Source organism: Marinitoga sp. 1135, assembly GCF_013363245.1.
Taxonomy (GTDB): domain Bacteria; phylum Thermotogota; class Thermotogae; order Petrotogales; family Petrotogaceae; genus Marinitoga; species Marinitoga piezophila.
Map to the genome: position 1 here is coordinate 408,362 of NZ_LBEZ01000003.1, position 24,415 is coordinate 432,776.

Below are 24,415 nucleotides of genomic sequence, written 5' to 3' on the forward strand. Positions count from 1 at the left end.
TATGAAAGTGGATGAAAAAAATGCCCGCAAAACGCGGGCATTAAAATCATTTTTACTTTCCTTGGATTATATTATTGATATTTGAATATGTTGCATAACCATTATTAAAGAAGCTCATAAAGTTGTTTACTATACTCATTACACCTAAAACATTTGTCATTGCATTTTTTGGAACAAAGATGATGTCTCCTGGTTCTAATAATTTATTCATTTCTTCTGGAACGTTTGATCCATTATAAAAATCTTTAAGATTTAATACAATCGGTGGTTGATCTGGACCATCTGTAAATAAATATACATTTGAAAGTTCTGCTGTTTGTTTATTAACCCCAGCTTTAAATAAAGCTTCTATAACATTTAATCCTTTTGTATATGGTATCATTCCAGGTTTTAGAACCTCACCAAAGATATATACTACCTGATTGTGTGTACTTGGAATATATACTACTGTTCCTGGTTCCACTAATATTTTATTTAAATTTTCTACGGAATCTAAATTAATTTCTTTAACTTCTCCAGATTTCAAATACAATTTAATGACTTCTTGACTTCTCCAATCAATAGAAATTTGACCCAATAATTCTGTTAAAGGTATTGAGACCTCTGTTTTTATACTTCTTGGTGATGTATTACCAAGAATAGTTATATAATTTAGATTAACATCTGTTTCAACAGTTACATATGTTCCCATTGGAATTTTTGCCATTGGATTGTTAATTACGTCAGAATTTGTATATTCAGCTATTTTTTCATTGTTTTGATATATTGTTATAGTACCAGTTCTTGAAGGTGAGAACCCATCTACAGCACTATATAAATTAATTAGCGTTACATAATCTTGATTCTTAGGGGTTAATGTTTTTATCATACCATTTTTATATACAATTATGTTATCGTTTTGTGTTTTTACCACGTTTATATAAATAGGTTTAATAACAGGAATTATACTTAACTTTTCTTGAGCTTCTGCTCCATTTAATTTGTATACACCATTTTCATCCTTTATCACAATTTCATATTTTTTAGATGGAATAAATCCTGATTTTAACAAGATATCCCATATTGATTCACTGTATTTTGCAACATATGTTCCTGGAACTACACCTTCACCTAATATATATACATTTCTCTTAGAAGTTTCAGCTAATAAGGTCATTCCAGAATCTATAATATCGTTATATACTTTATTTTCTTCAATATAATATGTTTTAGAATAATTATCTCCCAATACTATTATTCTTCCGCTAAAATCGCTTCTAAAACCCCTTGCCCTTGCTATAATAGCTGATAAAGTCATTGGCTCTGAAAGGTTGAAATCCAATTTTCCATTATAATTAAATGCACCAAATAAATATACATAATTCTTTTTTATTTTTATTTTTATAATTGCTCCTGCTTTTAATTCTCCATTTTCAACTTCAAATGTTTTTACGTTATCCTCTAAAATACCAAGTTTTGCTAAGATTGTTTGTTTATCTATTTTTTCGTTTTTTGAAAATCTCATTGTTCTTGCAATATCACCTGTTATATATACAACTTTATCTATTGTTGTTACATCCACAAACATTCCTGGTTTAAAATCTATATTTTTTGTAGCTTCAATAGTTTCTTTTGTTTCAGGGTCAAATATTTTTATTATAGCTGAATCTTTATCTATTCCATATTTACCTATTAATGTATCTAAATCAAATTTTTCATTTTTTCTAAATACTATTTTTCCTCTTCCAGTCATATAAATATATTTTTCCTGAGAAATAAATTCTATGGACATATTATTTTTTAAATTTATATTTGTTGTAGCTTCAAAGGTTTCTTTTGTTTCTGGATCGTATATTTTAACCTTTGTTGTATCTTTATCAATACCTAATTTTCCAATTAATGTATTTAAATCAAATGATTCATTTGGTTCAAATATTATTTTTCCTCTTCCATTTACAAAAACATAATTTTCAATAGGAGTAAATTCTACAAATTGTCCAGGTGCAAATTCATAATTTTCTGTAACTTCTATTGGTTTTCCGGTTTTTTTATCATAAACTTTATATAAAACCTTTTTTGGATCTATTCCTAATTTTGCCATTAATGTTTTCAAATCAAAACTTTCATCTTTTTCAAATAATACTTTTCCACCTTTTTCATCAATTCCAAAAACATATACATATTTATCAAGCTTTTTTATAACAACTGTATCGCCTTTTTCAAGCATTATTTTTTTCGTTTTTAGCTCATCAAATGTTATGTTTAAGATATTATTTCCTCTTAAAATCATTATATTATTATCAAGCATTTGTAAATTTACTTCTGTTACAGATATTGCTTCAGAAATAATATCATTTAAAGTTATTCCATCATAAAATTGCAATGTTTTTATTCCAAAATCTGTATAAACAGTTATATCGTTATTATATTCAAAAGGAACAAGAATTGTAGAATTCTCTGGAATCATTGGATCGTCCTCAAGTAATAAACCTTTGAATAAATTTGTTATATCATATTTTTCTATCTTTCCATCAGGATATTTTACAATAACTTTAGAACTTTTCCATTCTACAGCAAATCCACCAGCTAACGCCAATACCTTTGAAAGACTTAACTGAGGTAAAGGCATTTCAACAATTCCCTGTTCTTTTACATTACCAATTATTTGAACTCTAAATGGAGCGTAATTGGTAATACCCAAAGTTATATTAGGTGATTTTATATAAATGGCCATTTTTTCTTTAATTTCATTTTCGAGCTGTGATATATCTTTACCTTCTGCTTTCATTCTTCCTATTGGTGGAACTGTTATCATGCCATCAGGACCAACAAGTATTTGTTGATTGGAATATTCTGGATATCCAAAAACCCATATTCCAAGAACATCTCCTTTTCTGATAGTATATTCTGAAAATGCAACTATAACCAATAATACAGTCAATAAAAGAACGAGTTTCTTCTTCATAAAAAAACCTCCCGCTATATTTATTTTTTTATTTTAATTATTTGCTCTATAAGATTTAATTCCTGATTGGAAAAACCATTTAATTTTAACAAATTCAATATTTCACTGGCTTTAGAAAATTCCTTTAATTTTAAATATGATCTTAATAATAACATGTTCATTTCCATAAAATACATTTCATTAACCTTTATTTTAATGCATTCTTCATATTTTCCAGATTCAAATAATGCTTTCATTAAATAAAAATTTGTCTCTTCAGAGTTAAAACCATTATTTATAGCTTTTCTAAAAAAATCGGCCGCTTTGGAATATTCATTTTTCATTAAATAACATACACCCAGATTATGCAAGGCTATTATATTATTCGGTTCATCTTTTAACACCATTTCATAATTTTCAATGGCAAAATCCACATTACTTTCTTTTAATGCCATATTGGCTATACTGATATAATAATTGATTTCTTTTTTATTCTGCAATTCCAACACCTTCCGAATAATAATACATAGTATCTGTTATCACTTTATTCCCAATATGTAAAAAGATTCTTACCGGTCTAATACCCGGTGCAATTGGAGGGAATATTTTATAATTTATTTTTTGAATAATCTTTTTTGAGTCTTTTATGTATTTTTCAAATAAACCAAAATCTTCTTTAGGAATAATTGCTCCACCTGTTAATTTTACCAAATTTTGAGTTTGTTCTGTTATATATTGATTTTTTACTATATATAACGATGTATTTGTAAATATAAACGGTATTATACTTGTTATATTAACATATTTATTTATGTCTGAATTTTCTTCATCATTTAAAATTACCACAGAATCATTTTTTATTTTTGGTAACATTTCAAGAAATAGATGTTCTGTATTATCAAAATAATAAAAATTCGGTTTCTCTAAACTTTTATTGTAATTAAACGCATACCTTCCCTCTGAATCGGTAATATAAATCTTTTTACTTATAAATTCTATAAAGTTATTTCCTGGATAAACAGTATTAATTTTTAAGTCTATTTTCATTTTTTCTGTATTAAATGCTATGCTATATATAAATATGTAAAACGGTAATGTTTCACTTTCAAAATCCACCATATCAAGCGAAGCCTGAAATTTGGTATAGTCAAACTTGGTTATTACACCATTTTTATATTTTAATAGATATGGAAATTTATAGAATTCTTTTAATTTTCCATCTTCAAATAAATATGTCTTATCATTCATAAAAGATATCAAAGTTATATTAAACGGCAAAGAGGCTATGCTATATGGAAGGTGCTTGTTTTTTAAAATATATTGTTTTACAATCTTTTTTTCAAAAATAGAAAAATATAGCAATTTTTTGTTTTTTATATCTAAAAGCTTAATCTCACCATCAAATAATGAACCTGAAGTAATAAATTCATCATGAGACATTTTGAACTCTTCAATAACTTTTCCAGTATAATCTAACTCTAAAACACTATTTTTCTCATTTGAAAATACCCAGAACCTTCCCACTTTATCAATTCCAAACAATAATAGATTCTTTAAGGAACTAATTTTTGTAAACACATATTTATTCGATTTGGAAAAATTCTTCATTAAATATAATCCTGTATTTCCTGAAATATAAAAATAATCTGTTCTGTCATCATAATATATATTTATCGCTTCAAAATCATCGGAAATTATTTCATTTAATTTTATCCAGCCTTCAACTGTATTATTAGCATTTGTATAATATATCAATTTATTTTGAACATCAAGAAGATATATATACTCATTTATTATTTCAAAATCGTTTATAATATAAAACTTTTCGTTCGAATTAATTATATTTTTTACCTTAAATAATTCTTTTACTTTTAATTCAGGATGCTCTGCTACGCCAAATGTTTTAAGAGACGATATAAATTTGTTAAGCGATATTGTTTCGCTATTGGAGGGAGCAAAAAACAAAATATTGTTTAAATCTTCCTGTGCTTTATCAATCTGTCCAAGCAATAAATCTAATTTTGCTGCGTAATACCAGAAATATGGAACATCATTTAAATAAATTTCATTGGTCATTGCTTCAGATAACTTTAATCTTGCTTCATATCTATTACCAGAAAAAAAAGCCTGAAGGCTCTCCGAAAATAATTTTCGAGCCATTTTTTCGCTTTCTGTTAAATTTTGAGAATATGCAAAAATAGTTAGTACAATAAGAAATACCAGAACAATAAACTTATTTTTCATTATCTTACCGATTTCTTAATTATCTCTATGATATCTGTTTTTCTTTCATTTCCATTAATTAATCTCTGAATATTAGCTTTATGCATATATACACTTAACCCTGCAAGGGTAAGATTTAATATTCCCAATTCTTTTGAAAAAAGGAAACTAACAAATCCAAGTATTGTTAATGTAACTATAGAGGCCAGCGATACATATTTTGTAATTAACGTTATAGGAAGCCATATCATAAAAAACAACCATCCAATTGTAGGATTTAATGCAAAATACGTACCAACAGTGGAAGCCACTCCTTTACCACCTTTAAATCTTAACCATATCGGAAACAAATGCCCTAATACAGCAGCTAATGCCACTAAATAAGCTATACTTCCAGAAAATTTAAAGGCTAAAAATGTTGGACAAAATGCCTTAGTTGCATCAAGAACCATGCTTAATATTCCAGGCAAAGCCCCTGCACTTCTTAAAACATTTGTTCCTCCAACATTTCCACTTCCAACTTTGGTGATATCTATACCTTTTATTTTTGCCATAATATAACTAAAAGGTATAGAACCACATAAATATCCAAAAATTATCCATAATATCAAAGACAATTTAATCACCTCATTATTTCTTACGGTTTTTAAATTTTATAAATACAGGGGATCCAATAAATGGATCTATATATCTACGTATCATATTTTGAATAGCTCTTTGATATGATTTTGGTATTTCATGAGGCATATTGCTGAAAAATGTAAATACCGGTGGTTTTACATCAACCTGAGTTCCATAATATATCTTTATTCTTTTTCCTTTTCTAACTGGTGGTGGAGAAACCATCATAAATCTTTCCAATGCCGCATTTAAAGCGCTTGTTGGTATTCTTCTTGTATATGATTCATATGCGGTGTTAATTGCATCCATAAGTTTTTCTATTCCCCAATGTTTTACTGTGGAAGTAAATACAACAGGACTATAATTTACAAAATATAATTCTTTTTCAAACATTTTTAAATATTCTTCCACTCTTTTATCGTGATACTTTACTAAATCCCATTTATTAAATGCTATAACTGTAGCCTTACCTCTATTTTCAGCAGTTCCTATTACTTTTTTATCCTGTTGAGTAATTCCCTCTGTTGCATCAATTAAAAGAACCACCACATCTGAGTTTTCAATTGCACGTATAGTCCTAACAGTACTATACATTTCCACACTGCCGTATTTGGTTTTTGATTTTCTCTTTAATCCTGCTGTGTCAACAAAAAGATATTTCTGTCCATTTATTTCCACTAATTCATCTATTGTATCCCTTGTTGTCCCCGGAACATTTGAAACTATTGCTCTTTCAATACCTGTAATTGCATTAAATAATGAGGATTTACCGGCATTTGCTCTCCCAATTAGAGCAACCTTTATAATATCTTCATCATTTTCTTCTAACTCTTCCATATGCTCTGGAATTTTTTCAAATAATTTTTCTATTAATTCATCCAGATTTTTATTATGTTCAGCAGATATTGGAATTGGCTCTCCAAATCCTAATTTATAAATTTCTGGCAATACGTTTAATTCAAACTTTTCATATGATTCAACCTTATTTGCAACAAGAATTACTTTATCCTTTATTTTTCTAAGTGTGTTTGCAAGATAATAGTCTTCTGCGGTTAATCCATTTCTTCCATCAATTACAAATATTATTGAATCCGCTTCTTCAAGCGAATTCATAACTTTTTCTTTTGCAATAGCTTCTAATTCATTGGTAGGCTCTTCAAAAATACCACATGTATCAACTAAGGTGAAGGCACGCCCATCGTAGCGTGCCTCACTAAATATTTGATCTCTTGTTACACCTGGCATATCCATTACTATTGCTTTTTTTTCTTTTATCAACCTGTTAAATAAAGTTGATTTGCCTACATTTGGTTTCCCAATGATTAGTACAACTGGTTTCATTTATTTAATCACCTCTTATTCTTCTAATAAGCTAACAACCATACTTCCTTTTTGATCTTCAGCTTCAAATTCTATTTTAATTATTTTACCATTTACTGTACTTCCAATTTCCAATACATCTTTTATATCCTGATTTTCTTCAAGATTTATCTTTGATTTTGGAATAAATGCTTCTACTTCATATTCATCAACGATAATTACAGCACCTTTTCCAACATATTTTACCACTTTACCTGAAATTTCATCACCATTTTTTAATTCATTTGATACCTTTTTCCATGGATTTTCTTTTGCCTGTTTTACACTTAATTTTATTTTCCTATTTTCTTTATCTACATGTAAAACCTTTACTTTTACTTTATCTCCTTCTTTAAATAAATCTTCAACATTATCTACAAAATTCCAGGATAATTCTGAAACATGGGAAAATCCTGTTAATTCATTATCGAGTTTTATTATCAAACCATTTGGTAATATTTTTTCTACCACTCCATCTACAATATCGCCTTCATGCAATTTTTCATCAATATCTTTCCATGGATCTCCTAAAACCTGTTTATAGCTTAATGTGATTTTCTTTTTGTCTTTATCAATTGAGAGAACTTTTACTTTCACTTTATCTCCAACTGATACAACATCCTCAATTTTCCTTTTACCTGACCAGAAAATTTCTGATTCATGTACCAATCCTTCAATACCTTCACCTAATTTTACAGCAAATCCAAATGGGAATATTTCTATAACTTCCCCTTCTACAATTGAATCAACTGGATAATCTTTTTCTACTGTTTCCCATGGATCGTCTTTTAATCTTTTTACTGATACAGAAATTTTTCTATTTTCTTTATCAAGTTTTATAATTATACCTTTTACTTTGTCTCCTATTTTATACATTTCATTTATATCAACTTTTTTATCCCAGGAAATTTCGCTTTTTGGAACCAATGCTGTAATGTATGGATTTAAACTTATAAATAATCCAAATTCTTTTATTCCCGTAACTACACCTTCAACAAGTGTATTTAAATTATGTGTATTGAAAAATTCCTCGATATATTTATCTACCAATCCTTTTCTTGAAACTACAATATTTAATCTTCTTCTTCTCTCTTCTCTTTTAATTACAAGAAAATCCATTTCTTCTCTTGGAAATGGTTCATTTGGATTTAACATTGCAAGAGAACCTGGCAAAAATGCTCTTACAACATTTTCAAGTTCTACTATATATCCTTTTTCAACTCTTTCTTTGATTTTTCCCTTTACTACTTTACCTTCTACAATTTCATCAATTATTTCGTCTTTCTTTGCAGCTTTTTCAGAACCAAAAGCCTGTCCTTCTGCATCATTAATTTTTAAAAGCTTTACCTTTATTTTTTCACCTTTTTTATATTCATCAATATTTTTTAATAAATAATCCTTTCCCACATAAACATCAAATGCTTTCCCTGGCGCAGAAACGTATACTCCATCAGAACTAATGGAAATAATCTCACCAGTTAATGTTTCCCCCTTTTTTATATGAAATTCACTTACTTCATCAAGCATCTTCTCAAACTCGTTTTTGTCTTCAACCATCAAAACCCCTCCTTAGATATTCAATGACTTCTTCTAATGATTTATTTGGTGTGGAAGTCCCTGTAAGAATTCCCACCCTATTATATTGTTTTGTAATCTGCATTTCTTTTAACTCATTAACCGAATCAATATGAACCGTATTTTCATTATATTTTTTTGAAATTTCATATAACTTTCGCGTATTGGAACTATGCTTTCCGCCTATTATTATAACAAATTCTGCCCAAATTGCAATATCTTTTGCTTCATTTTCTCTGATTTTCGTTTCATAACAAATTGTATCTTTAATTAAAATCTCATTATAATCGCATAATTTTACCATTTCTGAGGAAAAATTTTTGAAATTATTATAATCCATGGTTGTTTGAGTAATTATACATATTTTATCGCTTTTAACATATGTAGGTTCTCTTAAAATAATAACTTTTTCTTCATCTATGTTTCCTTTTAATCCTATCATTTCAGCATGTTCTTTTTTGCCATATGCAACTATAAAATATCCTTTTTTCTGCATTTCATATGCATATTTAAAAACATTTTCAACAATAGGGCAGGTTAAATCAACTATTTTTTTAAAATTCTTTTCTAAATATTCTTTATCTTTTTTGGGAACACCATGAGCCCTGATAATACAAATTGCTTCTCCGGAATCTTCCGGTAAAACATCCAAAGATTCAAAAGATAAAATTCCCCTATTTAACAAATCTTTTTTTACTTCATTATTATGAACAAGATCTCCATATAAATATACCTTTTCACCACTTTTTGAAAGCTCTACTGCTTTTTCGTATGCTCTTTGAACACCATAACAAAAACCTATTTTTGAGGCTAATTTTATTTCCACAAAATTCACTCCTGATTTATTTTTTTATTTATTATTTTACTAATTTCATCAACTACTGTTTTAATATCTTTCCCAGTAGTATCAACGGTTATTGCATCTTCAGCAGGTTTTAATGGAGCTATATCTCTTGTGGAATCAGCAATATCTCTTTTTTCTATTTCTTTATAAATTTCCTCATAATTTACATTTTTCCCTTTTTCAAGTAATTCTTTATATCTTCTTCTGGCTCTTTCTTCAATTGATGCTGTAAGAAAGATTTTCACGTCAGCATCAGGTAATACCACTGTTCCAATATCTCTTCCATCAATAACAACATTATGTATTTTCGAAAGTGATTTTAATATTTCATTAACCTTATTTCTTACTTTTTCATTTTTAGCTACTATAGAAGCTGCTTTTCCAATTTCAGGCGTTCGAATCTGCATTCCAAGCTTTTCGTCACCAAGATAATATTCACCATCAATTATTTTTATATCAAAGTCTTTCAATGCTTTTATTATATCATCTTCATTAAATAAATCAAAATTCATTTTTTTTACGAAATACCCAAAAGCTCTATATAATGCACCGCTATCAAGATAATATAAATTAAATATCTTTGCTATTTCCTTTGCTATAGTACTTTTTCCTGAACCCGCTGGTCCATCAATTGCCACTTTGAATGTTTTGCTCATTCCATGTCACCTCATAAATCTAATTTTATCTTTAATTCGTTTAATTGTTTTTCAGAAACTTCCGATGGAGCTTCTGTCATAGGATCTGAACCACTTGCTGTTTTCGGGAAGGCTATAACCTCTTTTATTGAATCCTCTCCTGCCATTACAGCAATTAATCTATCAAATCCTATTGCGGCTCCTCCATGTGGTGGAGGACCATATTTAAATGCTTCAATCAAGAATCCGAATTTTTCATTTATTTCTTCATCACTTAAACCTATCATTTCAAAGATTTTATTCTGAAGATCTTTTCTGTGAATTCTTATACTACCACTTGCCATTTCATACCCATTTATAACAAGATCATAACATTGAGCTCTTATTTTCAATGGATCTGAATCTGCATATTTTTCAAAATCATCAAGTTTTGGCATTGTGAAAGGATGATGCTCCGCAACAAGTCTGTTTTCTTCTTCATCCCATGCAAACATTGGAAAGTCTACAACCCATAATACATCAAATCCATCTTTCTTTTCCATCTCTTCTTTTATTAATTTAACCCTTATATGACCTAAAATCTTATTCACTTCTTCATTTTCTCCAACAATTAAGAAAGCTATATCGTTATCTTTTATAAGACCTTTATCAAATATATTTTTGATTTCATTTTCAGCTATTTTCTTAATTGAAGATTTTACTTCTCCTTTTTCATTTTTTATCCAGATAAGTCCACCTGCACCAACTGATTTTGCAAATTCTGTATATTCATCTATTCTTTTTCTTGAGAATTTATCTGCTTTTTCAGATAAAACTATTCCTTTGATTTTTCCACCATTTTCTATCACTTTTCTTATGAAATCTGCTTTTGTTTCTTTAAAGTCTTCGCTAAAATCATTAATTTCAAGGCCATATCTTGTGTCTGGTTTATCACTGCCATATTTATTCATCACTTCATCGTATGTAAATCTTCTTAAAGGTGTTTCAAGATCATAATCTAATAATTCTTTAAATAATTTTTTTAATAACCCTTCTGTAAGTGTTAAAATATCATCCATTTCAACAAATGACATTTCAAAGTCTATTTGTGAAAATTCAGGCTGTCTATCTGCTCTAAAGTCTTCATCTCTAAAACATCGTGCAATCTGGAAGTATCTATCAAATCCAGAAACCATTAACAATTGTTTAAACAATTGTGGTGACTGAGGTAATGCATAGAAATTACCTGGTTTTAATCTTGATGGCACTAAAAAGTCTCTTGCACCTTCAGGGGTACTTTTAGTTAAATATGGTGTTTCTATTTCCAAAAAGTCATTTTCAGAAAGGTATTGCCTTACAATTTGTAAAGCCTTATGCCTCATTACAAGATTTTTTTTCATTCTATCCTTTCTTAAATCAAGATATCTATATTTTAATCTTAGATTTTCTGAAATTTCCTCATCTTTATTTACATAAATAGGCGGAGTTTCTGATTCTGATAATACTTCCATATCATTTACGTCAATTTCAATTTCACCAGTTGGCATATTTTTATTAATCGCATCGTCAGGTCTTTTTCTTACAACACCTTTTATAGCTATTACATATTCATTTCCTATTGTTTTTGCAATTTCATAAATTTCTTTATTTTCAGGATCTATAACAAATTGAACCTTTCCAGAAATATCTCTCAACAATCCAAATTTAATTCCTCCAAGATCCCTTATTCTTTCAACCCAACCATTCAGGATAACTTCCTGACCTATATTTGATGAATTTAAATTCCCACACTTATGTGTTCTTTTTAATTTCATTTAAACACCTCCAGATAGATTTTTATATAATAAATTTAGGATTTTTCTTATATTTACAGGGAAAATAACAGTGAAGAAATTTTTCTTTATAAGTATATCATAAAAATATGTCTAAAAATACCAATTTATTTTACCATTTTTTTTGATTTTTGTGGTAAAATAAGATATGAGACTTAAGAAAATAATAAAATTTTTTGGAGGTGTATAGGATGAAAAAACTATTAATCATTCTTATGGCGTTAGCATTGGCAGTAGCATCATTTGCTGCAACAACATATAAAGATGTCCCTGTAAATCACTGGGCATACGATTCAATTGAAAGGTTATCTTCACTTGGAATTATAGAAGGCTTTCCAGATGGAACATATCAGGGATTATCTCAGGTAAACAGATATCAGTTAACTGTTGCTTTAGATAGAGCATTAAAGTATGTTGAACAACAGTTATTTGCAACTCTTGCTGAAAAGGTTGTTGAATTAGATAAAAAGGTTAACGAATTATCAAAACAACAGGGATTATCAAAAGATGAAATCAATGCAATGATAAAAGCTCAATTGTTAAATATGGATACAAAAGAATTCAACTCAAAAATTACACAACTCGAAAATTCCGTAAATGAATTAAAAAGTGCGTATGACGTATTAAGCTTTTTAAGTTCAAAAACAGATGCTGTAGAAAAAGAAGTTTCAACTTACGATGCAAGAATTAAATCTTTAGAATCACAGGTTGCAGAATTAAAAGCTCTTTATTCTTCAGTTGAAAGCGTTAAAAAAGATTTATCAGCAAATAAGTCAGCAATGGAAACTTTAGGAGTTCTCGCTAATAAAGTTGCTGCTTTAGAAGAAAAATATAATAATGAAATAATGAATTTAAATGACAAATTTGCAACGAAAGATGATGTTGAAGCAACAGTAAAAGAATATCTTTCCGATTACGCAAAAATTTCTGATTTAGAAACCAGATTTGTAAAATCAGAAGATTTCAAAGCTTTAGAAATGGAATTATCTTCTTTAAAATCAAAAGTTGATGAAAATGCTAATTCAATAAATGCATTTAATACAAAATTGGATAATTATGTTACTAAAGATACATTGAAAGATTATGCTATGCTTTCTGATCTTAAAAAATATGCAACTTTAGGAGACTTAAAAGATTATGCATTAAAAACAGATTTAACAAGATATCTTGAAGTTTCTGCTTTAGATACAAAATTATCAAATTATGTAACTGCAAAAACATTTAACGAAAAAATCGAAGAATTAAAAGCAGATATTTCAGATAGCACAAGCAATAATGATCAATTAAAGAAAGACGCTGGATTTGCCAAGACATTAGGAATTATCTCTGTATTAATTTCAATTGGAGCTGTTGTTATCGCTTTTACATTGTAATAAAAAAATAAAAAAGCCGTGTTTCACAACACGGCTTTTTTATTTTTTATTTCCTGGATTATATTTATTATTTCTTCTTTTGATTCAAGAAACACATCAACCAATTCCGGATCAAATTTCTTTCCTTTTTCATACTCTATTATTTTAAATGCTTCAGAATATGTATATGCTTTTCTATACGGTTTTTCTGTAATTAACGCAACAAATGTATCTATTATACTCACTATTCTACTTTCTATTGGAATACTCTCTCCTTCTATTCCATATGGATATCCCTTTCCATCCCATCTTTCATGATGAGAAATAATAATCATTGCAGCTGTTGAAAAAGGCTTTAAAGAAATTTCTTTTATCAATAAAAATCCTATTTTAGGATGTTTTTTTATTATTTCCCATTCTTCATCTGTTAGTTTTTCTTTTTTTAATAAAATGCTATCTGGAATATAGCTTTTTCCAAGATCATGTATTTTTGCACCTAAATACAGATTTTTTAATTGTGGCTCTTTCATTTTTATTTTTTTTCCTATTAAAATAGAAATTTCTCCCATTAATTCCACATGCTTATAATTATATTCTTTTATTTCAGCCAAAACACCAAGAACGCTAAACAAAATTTCCAGTTGTTCAAAATAATTTCTTTTTAAATTTTCATTTTCAATTGTTTTTATACTTAAATCATTAAAAAGAAAATTTAATGATTCTTTTAAAGGTTCAGATTCAAATGTCATATCTTCAATTATCTTTTTTACTTCAAATTTAAAATTTTGATATGTAATCTTTCCATATGAAAATTTTTTAAATGCCGATAAAAAGTTTATTATCCCTGCATTTTCTTTATATAATTTTTCATTTTCATTTCTTAAATACTTATTCTCTTTTAAAAGATTTTCAATAGGTTTCTCAAGCAAATAAATCTTCTCGTTAAATAAATTAAATATTTCATCAAATTCTTTTACTTTTGATGGTTCAAATTCATTTTTTAAAATTTTACCCGTATTATAATTTATATGTATCTCACTTATTTTTTTTACATTATCCTTAAAAACTCCTGTAATATATTTATAAATAATATAATGAAACACAAGTGCAAATAAAAATGCCAGAATAAAAGTATACAAAATAGTTTGTGCATAATCTCTTATAAACCCAAAAATATTCGGTTTATAAAACGTATAAATCTTTAATAAATTTTCATTTTTTAAATTAAAAAATTCAAAATCACTCAAATAAGTTCCATCTCTTCTACAAATTTTTTTTACACAAATTTCTTTTTTATTTTTTTCATATAAATCTCTGTTTCCATATATAAAATTTCCATAATTATCAACTATATAATAATCAAAAAACAGATTTATATTGAGAAATCTGTTATCAAATAACGTTTCAAAATTTAAACTAATATACTTATATGTATTTTTATATATTAAAAGAAATATAGGTTTAGGGTTTTCAGAAACTATATAATATAAATTAACATCATATATATTTTTAAGGAATTTTGTTTTTTCTATTCTTTCTGGTTTTTCCACTTCTTCAATAATATTTGTATTCTCTTGTGAATAAACAAAATCAATTATTTCATTTTCAAAATCATTTATAATTATGGAATCTACCACTTCTATTGTTAATTTGATATTTTCATAAAATTTATCTATTTGCTCCTTTTGTTTCAAAAAAGATGATATGATAAGGAAAGAGGAGAAAATTAAAATTAATAATGCGAGAATATATATAATCGTTATTTTATACATGGTCAATTTTTGTTTCATATTATCACCTCATAATAGTCTCAATATGTATTATATCATAAATTATGAAAGGGGATTTAAATGATTTTCTATGAATTATTTGTTCGTTCATTTTTTGATTCAAATGATGACGGAATTGGAGATTTAAATGGTATAACTCAAAAATTGGATTATTTACAAACACTGGGAATAGATGGAATATGGTTATTACCAATTATGAAATCAGCTTCTTTTCATGGCTATACTATTATTGACTTCTATTCGATAAATCCTTTATACGGTAATTTTGATGATTTAAAAAAATTAATAAAAATAGCACATGAAAAAAATATAAAAATTATTTTAGATATCCCAATTAATCACACTTCTGTAAAATGCCAGTGGTTTCAAAAAGCTATTAATGGAGATAAAAAATATGTCGACTATTATGTATGGCAAAATGAAAAAACAGATATAAACGAAAAGAGACATTGGGACAACAGTCCAATATGGTTTAAATACAAAGATAAATATTTCTATGGTTTATTTGGCTCTTCCTCGCCAGATTTAAATTTCGAAAATCCTGAGTTATGGGAAGAAATGAGAGGTATTTTTAAATTCTGGTTAGATCTTGGAATTGATGGATTCAGACTGGATGCAGCAAAACATATCTTTGATTACAATATAGAAAAAGGAAAATTTGAATATCAACATGAAAAAACCATTAAATTCTGGAAGGAAATGGTGGATTATATAAAATCTATAAATGAAAATTCCATTATTGTTAGTGAAATCTGGGATTCACCAGAGGTGGTTAAAAAATATCATGGACTATTTGATATCGAATTTAATTTTCCATTATCCTATGAAATAAAAGATGCTGTAAAGTTTCAAGATCCCCATTTATTGGTAAAAGGCATTAAAAATACATTATCCCATTATATAAAGGGGAATGTTGAATCTGTTTCGGGCAACTTTTTAACAAATCATGATATGAATCGCCTTGTTTCAGAATTAAATAACGACATCAATAAAGTTAAATTAGCTTATTCAATATTATTCACGCTTCCAGGATATCAATTTATATACTATGGCGAAGAGCTAGGAATGAAAGGATTAAACTTAGATGTAAACTTTACAGAAGATTCTCAAGAACCATTTCAATGGTATGAAAACGGATTTGGACCCGGTCAAACGGAATGGAAAGGTTGTAAATATAACCCGCCATATTCAAATATTTCATACGAATCAGAAAGAAATGATATAGACAGTCTTCTCAATTATATAAAAACATTAATTAAATTTAGAAAAGACAATATCTGGCTTTCTAATGCCAGAATAGATAATATAAGAAACAACAGATACTTTATTTCGTATTCATTAATAGGTAAAAACAACAAATTTGATGTTTATCATAATTTTAAAAATCAACCTATAAATATAAACATCAAAAATACCGAAATACAGCTATTAAATGGTTCTTTTGTAAAAAACAAAAACATTATAAAACTCAATGGACATTCTACAATAATTATAAAAAATATAAAAAATTAAACGGAGGTGATGTTTATAAAAAAACATCTTATTATCATCTTAATACTTGTAGTAAGTATTCTCAATTTTGGAAATGATAAGAATTATAACCTTACAAACGAAACAAATTTAAAAATCTTTTTAATGGACTTTATGAACCGAGAATACAAACTTACTACAGGAAAAGAATTAAAACCAGAAAGAAAAGTAGCATTAGCAGAAGGCATTTTATTAGCATCAAAGGAATTTAACATTTCACCAATTCTCATAGCCTCTATTATCGATATTGAAACGAGTTTTAGAAACGTTATAGGAAAATATGGAGAGATTGGATACATGCAAATTCGTGCTGAAACAGCTAAATATATTATTGAAATGTATTATGACAGATTTGAAAAATACGGCTACAAATCCACAGATTTAAAATGGATAAAGGATAGATTATTATTTGATCCTAAATATAATATTCTTGTAGGAACTGCTTATTTATCTTATTTACAGGAAATACACGGTGATATAACCCATGCTGTAGGATGGTATAATGGCGGAGGTAATTCCTATTACTTAGAAAAGGTAGTATTTAAAATTGCACAAATTACAATAGAATATCCAATTATTTAAACAAAACCCTGCAAAAATGCAGGGTTTTTTATTATTATGTTATAATAAAGATGAAAGGGGGAATTGCTATGGCCGAGAAAGAACTAAGAGAAATTATTTCCCATACCATTAATTCTGTATTACCCGAAAATGCCGTAAAAAAACATATAAGTAAATTTTCAGAAATTCAAAACAATAATAAAATATTCTTATTATCAATTGGAAAGGCTGCATGGAGAATGGCTAATGCTGCTAAAGAAATATTAAAAGATAAAATAAAAGATGGTATAGTTATTACAAAATATAAGCATAGCCTGGGAAAAATCGATTCACTTGAAATCTTTGAAGCAGGACACCCAATACCAGATGAAAACAGTTTAAATGCCACAAAAATCGCAATTGAAAGAATTAAAAAGTTACCAGATGATTATATTATTTTATTTTTAATATCCGGTGGTGGTTCAGCGTTATTTGAAATGCCAGAAGATAATATTACATTACATGACATACAGAATATTACCGATCAACTTTTAAAATCTGGTGCTGAAATTAATGAAATAAACATGATAAGAAAAAGACTTTCCAGGGTAAAAGGTGGAAAATTTGCTAATTTAATTTATCCAAAAAATATATATGCTCTTGTATTGTCCGATGTACTTGGCGATAATCTTGAAAGTATTGCTTCCGGTCCAGCCTATCCTGATAAATATACATACAATGACGTGTTAAATGTAATAAAAAAATATGAGTTAAATATTAATGATAAAATACTTTCACTCCTGAAAAAAGAAACACCAAAAAATATTCAAAATGCCAAACATATAATAATTGGAAGTGTAAGACTCGCCTGTGAAGAAGCTATAAAAAAAGCTAAAGAATTGGGATATAATACATTATTGCTTACTTCCATATTAAATGCCGAAGCAAAGGAAGCTGGAAAAATCTTTGCTGGAATTGCCAAGGAAATAATTACAACGGGAAATCCCTTAAAACCTCCTGCTGCAATAATCGCTGGAGGAGAAACCATAGTTTATGTTAAAGGAACTGGTTATGGCGGAAGAAATCAGGAATTATCATATTCTTTTGCTATTGATATAGAAGGTTTTGAAAATGTTTATTTTTCTTCCTTTGGAACAGATGGAACAGATGGTCCTACAGATGCAGCAGGAGGAATTGTAAACGGAAAAACAATAACTAAAATTCGAAAAAAAGGGCTTGATCCTGAAATTTATTTAGAGAATAACGATACCTATAATGGGTTAAGTGAAGGTGAGGCTCTTTTAAAAACCGGTCCAACAGGAACCAATGTCAATGATATAATGATATTACTTGTTGATTGAAATATAAAATCCTCTGAAGAATATATTATTTTTACAGTGTCCAATAATTTAAAAAAGCGAAAACTCGCAGATTGCCTGAAAAAATAGCGAATGGAACCGGTCAAAATCACATGGATGTGATTTTGAGTGAAGACGAACATGGACGTGAGTCTGCAACGACCGGTGGGAATGAGCTATTTTTGAAGATTTGCAATCAAGGTTTGAGCGTTTTTAATTATTGGACACTCAAATATTATTTTCAGAGGATTTTATATTTTTTTTAATATTTTTTATACTTTCTATTGACAGCGCAAAAAAATGTGTTATAATTAAAGAAAGACAAGTAAAAGGAAAAATCTTCTTTTTTCTTTGATTTTCTCAAAAGCTAACCGTGTAAGGGGGTATTAATATGGGAAGCATGCTTAATGATGAAATGTTAAAAATAGTAAAAGCTGAGCATCATGACCCGTTTTCAGTTTTAGGAATTCATAAATTAAATGAAAAGGAAATTGTTATAAGAACATTTCACCCTTTTGCTGAAAAAATAGAAATAATCAATTTAGATACAAAAACAAAAAGAAAATACAAAATGGAAAAAATACATCCAGATGGATTATTTGAAAAAGTTTTAAAAAGAAAAACATTCTTTAAATATGAATTTTTATACACTGATTCAATTGGAAATAGCTGGAAGTCACGGGATCCATACAGTTTTCTACCTGTTCTTACAGACTATGATCTGTATCTTTTTAATGAAGGAAATAATCATAAGATTTATGAAAAGCTTGGTGCTCATCCAATGGAAATAGATGGTGCAAAAGGAACATATTTTGCAGTATGGGCACCAAATGCTAAGAGAGTAAGCGTAGTTGGTAATTTTAATAATTGGGATGGCAGAGTTCATCAAATGAGAGTTCTCGGAAGTTCTGGAGTCTGGGAAATTTTTATTCCATTGGTTCAAGAAGGAGATATTTATAAATTTGAAATAAAAACACAAACCGGGGAATTATTATTAAAGGCCGATCCATATGCAACATATACTGAATTGCGTCCTAAAAATGCTTCCATTGTTTATGATTTAAATAATAAACACAGATGGAATGACAAAAAATGGATGGATAAAAGAAGAGAAACAAATTGGTTTGAAAAACCTATTTCTATTTACGAAGTTCATCTTGGTTCATGGAAGAAAAAAAATAATGATGAATTCTTAAATTATAGAGAACTGGCACATCAGTTGGTTGAATACGTAAAAAAACATGGATACACTCATATTGAAATTATGCCAGTTTTAGAACACCCTCTTGATGAATCGTGGGGATATCAGGTAACAGGTTACTTTTCACCAACAAGTCGTTATGGAACACCTGAAGATTTTATGTACTTTGTTGATTATATGCATCAACATAATATTGGAGTTATACTTGATTGGGTTCCAGGGCATTTTCCAAAAGACGCACATGGCTTAGGAAAATTTGATGGAACAGCCTTATATGAACATATGGATCCTCGATTAGGAGAACATCCAGATTGGGGAACATATATATTCAATTATGGAAGAAATGAAGTTAAGAATTTCCTTATATCCAATGCACTTTATTGGCTCGATAAATTTCATATAGATGGCTTAAGAGTTGACGCTGTGGCTTCTATGTTATATCTTGATTTTAGTAGAAAAGAAGGAGAATGGATACCAAATATTTATGGCGGTAGAGAAAACCTTGAAGCTATAGAATTTTTAAAATACTTTAATTCAATTACTCATAAATACTTCCCTGGAATATTGACTATCGCTGAAGAATCAACTGCATGGCCAGGAGTATCTAAACCTGTAGATCTTGGCGGTCTCGGTTTTTCCATGAAATGGAATATGGGATGGATGAATGATTCATTGAGATATATGGCCAGAGATCCATTATTTAGAAAACATCATCAAAATGAATTGACTTTTTCACTGGTATATGCATTTTCGGAAAATTATATACTCGTTTTATCTCATGATGAAGTTGTTCACGGAAAAGGTTCTATGATAAATAAAATGCCCGGGGATTACTGGCAAAAATTTGCTAATTTAAGGTTATTCTATTCTTATATGTTCGCACATCCAGGAAAAAAATTATTGTTTATGGGCAATGATATAGCTCAATTTAATGAATGGAATTGTAAAAAAGCACTTGATTGGAATTTGTTAGAATTTGATTCTCATAAAAAGATGTTAAAATTAATCGATGATCTTAATAGGTTGTATAAAGAAAACCCCGAATTATATGAAGTTGATTATTCGCCTGAAGGATTTGAATGGATAGATTATAATGATGCTGAAAATAGTGTTATTTCATTTATTAGAAAGGGTAAAAATCCTGATGAATTTATTGTTGCAGTATTTAATTTCACACCTGTTGTAAGATATGATTATAGAATAGGTGTTCCAAAACCCGGATTTTATAAAGAAATATTAAATACAGATTCTGAAATATATTGGGGAAGTAATGTAGGAAACCAGGGCGGAATATATGCAGAGCATATTCCATTCCACGGAAGAGAATACTCAATTAATATTACCTTACCTCCTCTTGCAGGAATATATTTTAAATGGAAGAAACAATAATTTTAAAAGCCAGAGTTTTTAAAAACTCTGGCTTTTTTTATCTATCTATTGTTTCCAGAAATTCATCAACCTCTTTACGAGCAGGTATTGATGATTGAGCACCCTTTCTTGTAACAGACAATCCTGCTGCTGCACATGCAAAAACTATTGCCTCTTTAATATTTTTACCCTCTTCTAATGCAGTAGCCAATGCCCCATTAAAAACATCTCCAGCCGCTGTGGTATCAATTACATTTTCAAACTTAAATGCAGGAATTTTCAATATATAATTTCTATTATATAATATTACGTCTTCTGGCCCGCGTTTTAATATAATATTTTTTATTCCGAGATTAAAGAACTTTCTTAATATCTCTTTTAAATTTTTTTCTGGATCAAGGTTAAAAAATTTATTTGAAAGATACTTAAATTCTTCCTCATTTGGTGTAAAATAATCAACATACTTAAAAATTTCATCTGTTATGTTGGGAGCTGGTGCCGGATCAAATATAACTATCTTCTTTTTAGATTTTAATATTTTTGCTACATGCAATGTTGTTTCAAAAGGTATTTCATTTTGCAACAAAAAATATTTATATTCCTGCAAAATCCCTATCTTTTTTTCAACAATTTCAGGCGTAATAAAACCATTTGCTCCTTCAAATATAACTATTCTATTTTCTCCTTTTTTTGTTACTTCGATATATGCTCTTCCTGTTGGCAAATCTGTATAAACATATCCTTTTATATTTAATTCGTCAAAATTCCTGGCAAGCTTTTTCCCAAATTCATCATTTCCAAGCGCTGTAAAAAAGTATACTTCTTTATTTGAAAGTTTTGCTGCAGCAACAGCCTGATTTGCTCCTTTTCCTCCTGGAAAGTATTCCAATTCTTTTGCTTTTTGAGTTTCCCCGGGATTGGTGAAATGTTCTACAGTTAAAACAATATCCATATTTGAACTACCTATAACTCCTATCATTTTATAGCCTCCTTCACATCTACTATAAATTTTTGATAAAGCGAGTCTAAAAATATTAATTCATATAATATCGACCCACGAATTGTAATTAAATCCCAATCTGAAAAATATGTTTCTTCATTTAAATTATTGCCAAGATAATAACTTGAAATTTGATTAAATTTATATTGTTTTATTATTCCATCACCAATATCATCATTAGATGAAGCGATATATAAAAAGTCTGCGTCTATTAATATATGGCTTAATCCAAATGAAATGGCATATATTTTATTATCCCTAATTTCTGCCCTAAATGTTCCTGGAAAGAATTTTGACTCCTGATATATTATTGCAAGAGCCAATTCAACAGGTATATGGTTTAGATATACTTTTGGAGGGTCATAAGATGTTTTGTTTTCCAGAATTATATTTGAATGCGTATATGTATATGCAACATCAACAATATATTCTGCATATTTTCGTATTTCTTCGTTGGTTAATTCTTCACTAAAATATTTATCATACCATGTTCTGAATAAATATTTATCATTATAATCTCTTGAAATAAGATTATAGACTCTTTCAACAAGAAAATCTCTTTTCTCATAACTGGATAATAATTCTGGATTTAAATTGGAAAAATCCCTATCTGTTTTTTGAGGATTTACAGGAATCTTTTCATCAAATGCATCTATAAGTTTAACAGAATTACTGTTATTTATATAATTATTCATAATATTTCCAACATAAATTTCTATCCTTTTATCTTCTGAATCTATATCTTTTAAGGTTAAATTCTTCGTTGGCATAATATTGCTTAATCCAGTGAAATATTTATAATTGCCCCATATATTTTCATCATAAGTATATGAAGTACTATAAACATAATTATTTAAAATATCTTTAAAATCCCTATTTTCCCCAGCATTATATGCTGCAGCCATTACTCTTATCAGGATTTCTTTTTGATTATCAGACAAATCAGAAAAATTGGTGTCAACAATCGGTTCAGCTTTTTTTATACAAGATGAAAAAAATAATACAAAAATCAGTAATATTATGATATAATTTTTCCACATAGCTTTACACCTCACTTTTTCTATTTTATTATATCATATATTTTTTCGAAATTAAGCATACTCACGCATACTCACGCATACTCAATCATACTTACGCATACTCAAAATAATAAATTATAATCATGAAATTTTCTTCATACTGGTTAAATTTAAAAAGATTTTTCGTTTTGAGAAAATCTCTTCAAGATGTATAATACATCTGAAAGGTTAAATACTTTTAAACATAAAGGAGGAGATTTAAAATGCCAGTAAATTTAAAAGGAAGAAGTTTATTATCATTAAAGGATTATACACCAGAAGAAATAAAATATTTATTAGATTTAGCTTTTGATTTAAAATCAAAGAAAAGAGCAGGTATTAGAACAGAAACATTAAAAGGAAAAAACATTGTTTTAATTTTTGATAAAACATCAACAAGAACAAGAACAGCTTTTGAAGTAGCTGCATTAGACGAAGGAGCACACGTTACATTCCTTACAAACAGTCAAATGGGTAAAAAAGAATCTATCGAAGACACTGCAAAGGTTTTAGGAAGAATGTATGATGGTATTGAATACAGAGGATTTGAACAAAAGGTTGTTGAAGATTTAGCTAAATATTCAGGTGTTCCTGTATGGAATGGTTTAACTGATGAAGCACATCCAACACAGGGATTGGCAGATGTTATGACAATGATGGAATTCATCCACAAACCATTAAATGAAATGAAAGTTGTATTTATTGGAGATACAAGAAATAATGTTGCAAATACATTAATGAGAATTTCTGCAAAAATGGGAATGCATTATGTAGCAGTAGGACCTGAAGCTTTAAAACCATCTGATGAAATGATGAATGAAGCTTTAGAAACAGCAAAAGAAACAGGAGCTGTTATTGAATATACTTCAGATCTTGATGGAGTAAAAGGAGCAGATGTAATTTACACAGATGTTTGGGTATCAATGGGTGAAGAAGATAAAATGCCTGAAAGAGTTGAATTATTAACTCCATATAGAGTTGACATGGACTTAATTAAGAGAACAGAAAATCCAAATGTAATTTTCTTACACTGTCTCCCTTCATTCCACGATTTTGAAACAAAGGTTGCAAGAGAAGCTAAAGAAAGAGGTCTTGATATTAGAGAAGTTACAGATGAAGTATTTAGAAGCAGACATTCAAAGGTATTCGATCAGGCAGAAAACAGAATGCACACAATAAAGGCTATTATGGTAGCTACATTATAAAACACCGCAAAAGGGGGAATTT

The 24,415-nt window shown here is 28.3% G+C and carries 18 protein-coding genes; 6 read left to right on the forward strand and 12 right to left on the reverse strand.

Annotated features, from left to right (window positions below; genetic code table 11):
• Positions 1-52 precede the first annotated feature (52 nt).
• Genes XO10_RS03375 through aspS form a run of 9 tightly spaced genes read right to left on the reverse strand, consistent with a single transcriptional unit; the run spans position 53 to position 11,973 of the window.
• Positions 53-2,944: a polysaccharide biosynthesis/export family protein gene (locus XO10_RS03375; protein ID WP_014296170.1), complete on the reverse strand. Its 2,892-nt coding sequence runs from the start codon at positions 2,942-2,944 to the stop codon at positions 53-55.
• A 20-nt stretch (positions 2,945-2,964) separates the two neighbouring features.
• Positions 2,965-3,423, reverse strand: a complete 459-nt coding sequence (locus XO10_RS03380; RefSeq protein ID WP_041638471.1) for a lipopolysaccharide assembly protein LapB — start codon at positions 3,421-3,423, stop codon at positions 2,965-2,967.
• The gene (locus tag XO10_RS03385) at positions 3,413-5,167 is read right to left on the reverse strand and encodes a hypothetical protein (protein ID WP_014296172.1); all 1,755 of its coding nucleotides are present in this window, start codon (positions 5,165-5,167) and stop codon (positions 3,413-3,415) included. Before XO10_RS03385 ends, XO10_RS03380 begins: the two co-directional genes overlap by 11 nt.
• Complete coding sequence (gene plsY / locus XO10_RS03390) at positions 5,167-5,763, reverse strand: glycerol-3-phosphate 1-O-acyltransferase PlsY (RefSeq protein ID WP_175421119.1); 597 nt, start codon at positions 5,761-5,763, stop codon at positions 5,167-5,169. The genes XO10_RS03385 and plsY overlap by 1 nt, the downstream gene beginning before the upstream one ends.
• A gap of 13 nt (positions 5,764-5,776) precedes the next feature.
• A complete protein-coding gene (gene der, locus XO10_RS03395) occupies positions 5,777-7,108 on the reverse strand; it encodes a ribosome biogenesis GTPase Der (RefSeq protein WP_014296174.1) in 1,332 nt (443 codons plus the stop codon).
• A gap of 15 nt (positions 7,109-7,123) precedes the next feature.
• Positions 7,124-8,683 carry a S1 RNA-binding domain-containing protein gene (locus XO10_RS03400; RefSeq protein ID WP_014296175.1) on the reverse strand — a complete coding sequence of 520 codons (1,560 nt, stop codon included), beginning with the start codon at positions 8,681-8,683 and terminating at the stop codon, positions 7,124-7,126.
• On the reverse strand, positions 8,676-9,527 hold the full coding sequence (gene ispH / locus XO10_RS03405) for a 4-hydroxy-3-methylbut-2-enyl diphosphate reductase (RefSeq protein WP_014296176.1): 852 nt from the start codon (positions 9,525-9,527) through the stop codon (positions 8,676-8,678). The genes XO10_RS03400 and ispH overlap by 8 nt, the downstream gene beginning before the upstream one ends.
• Before the next feature lie 5 nt (positions 9,528-9,532).
• Positions 9,533-10,201, reverse strand: coding sequence for a (d)CMP kinase (cmk, locus tag XO10_RS03410; RefSeq protein ID WP_014296177.1), 669 nt, complete (start codon positions 10,199-10,201; stop codon positions 9,533-9,535).
• 11 nt (positions 10,202-10,212) lie between these two features.
• On the reverse strand, positions 10,213-11,973 hold the full coding sequence (gene aspS, locus XO10_RS03415) for an aspartate--tRNA ligase (RefSeq protein ID WP_014296178.1): 1,761 nt from the start codon (positions 11,971-11,973) through the stop codon (positions 10,213-10,215).
• A 209-nt stretch (positions 11,974-12,182) separates the two neighbouring features.
• Between aspS and XO10_RS03420 the strand changes: the two genes are divergently transcribed.
• Complete coding sequence (locus tag XO10_RS03420; protein ID WP_014296179.1) at positions 12,183-13,364, forward strand: S-layer homology domain-containing protein; 1,182 nt, start codon at positions 12,183-12,185, stop codon at positions 13,362-13,364.
• Positions 13,365-13,387: 23 nt separating this feature from the next.
• Here XO10_RS03420 and XO10_RS03425 read toward each other — a convergent pair whose 3' ends face one another.
• The gene (locus XO10_RS03425) at positions 13,388-15,133 is read right to left on the reverse strand and encodes an HD-GYP domain-containing protein (RefSeq protein WP_175421120.1); all 1,746 of its coding nucleotides are present in this window, start codon (positions 15,131-15,133) and stop codon (positions 13,388-13,390) included.
• Positions 15,134-15,193: 60 nt separating this feature from the next.
• Here XO10_RS03425 and XO10_RS03430 point away from each other — a divergent pair, with 60 nt between their 5' ends.
• The 4 genes from XO10_RS03430 (at position 15,194) to glgB (ending at position 21,151) form a co-directional block, all read left to right on the forward strand.
• On the forward strand, positions 15,194-16,645 hold the full coding sequence (locus tag XO10_RS03430; RefSeq protein WP_175421121.1) for an alpha-amylase family glycosyl hydrolase: 1,452 nt from the start codon (positions 15,194-15,196) through the stop codon (positions 16,643-16,645).
• Between the two features lie 9 nt (positions 16,646-16,654).
• On the forward strand, positions 16,655-17,245 hold the full coding sequence (locus XO10_RS03435) for a transglycosylase SLT domain-containing protein (RefSeq protein WP_014296182.1): 591 nt from the start codon (positions 16,655-16,657) through the stop codon (positions 17,243-17,245).
• A 68-nt stretch (positions 17,246-17,313) separates the two neighbouring features.
• Positions 17,314-18,564, forward strand: a complete 1,251-nt coding sequence (locus XO10_RS03440) for a glycerate kinase (protein WP_014296183.1) — start codon at positions 17,314-17,316, stop codon at positions 18,562-18,564.
• Positions 18,565-18,952: 388 nt separating this feature from the next.
• Positions 18,953-21,151, forward strand: a complete 2,199-nt coding sequence (glgB, locus tag XO10_RS03445; protein WP_014296184.1) for a 1,4-alpha-glucan branching protein GlgB — start codon at positions 18,953-18,955, stop codon at positions 21,149-21,151.
• Between the two features lie 37 nt (positions 21,152-21,188).
• On the opposite strand, the gene rbsK is transcribed toward glgB, so the two are convergent.
• Together rbsK and XO10_RS03455 are read right to left on the reverse strand one after the other, a co-directional pair.
• Positions 21,189-22,109: a ribokinase gene (gene rbsK, locus XO10_RS03450; protein WP_014296185.1), complete on the reverse strand. Its 921-nt coding sequence runs from the start codon at positions 22,107-22,109 to the stop codon at positions 21,189-21,191.
• Complete coding sequence (locus tag XO10_RS03455) at positions 22,106-23,170, reverse strand: hypothetical protein (RefSeq protein ID WP_075780383.1); 1,065 nt, start codon at positions 23,168-23,170, stop codon at positions 22,106-22,108. Before XO10_RS03455 ends, rbsK begins: the two co-directional genes overlap by 4 nt.
• A gap of 242 nt (positions 23,171-23,412) precedes the next feature.
• On the opposite strand from XO10_RS03455, the gene argF reads away from it, so the two are divergent.
• Positions 23,413-24,393: an ornithine carbamoyltransferase gene (argF, locus tag XO10_RS03460; RefSeq protein ID WP_175418163.1), complete on the forward strand. Its 981-nt coding sequence runs from the start codon at positions 23,413-23,415 to the stop codon at positions 24,391-24,393.
• The last annotated feature ends 22 nt before the right edge of the window (positions 24,394-24,415 follow it).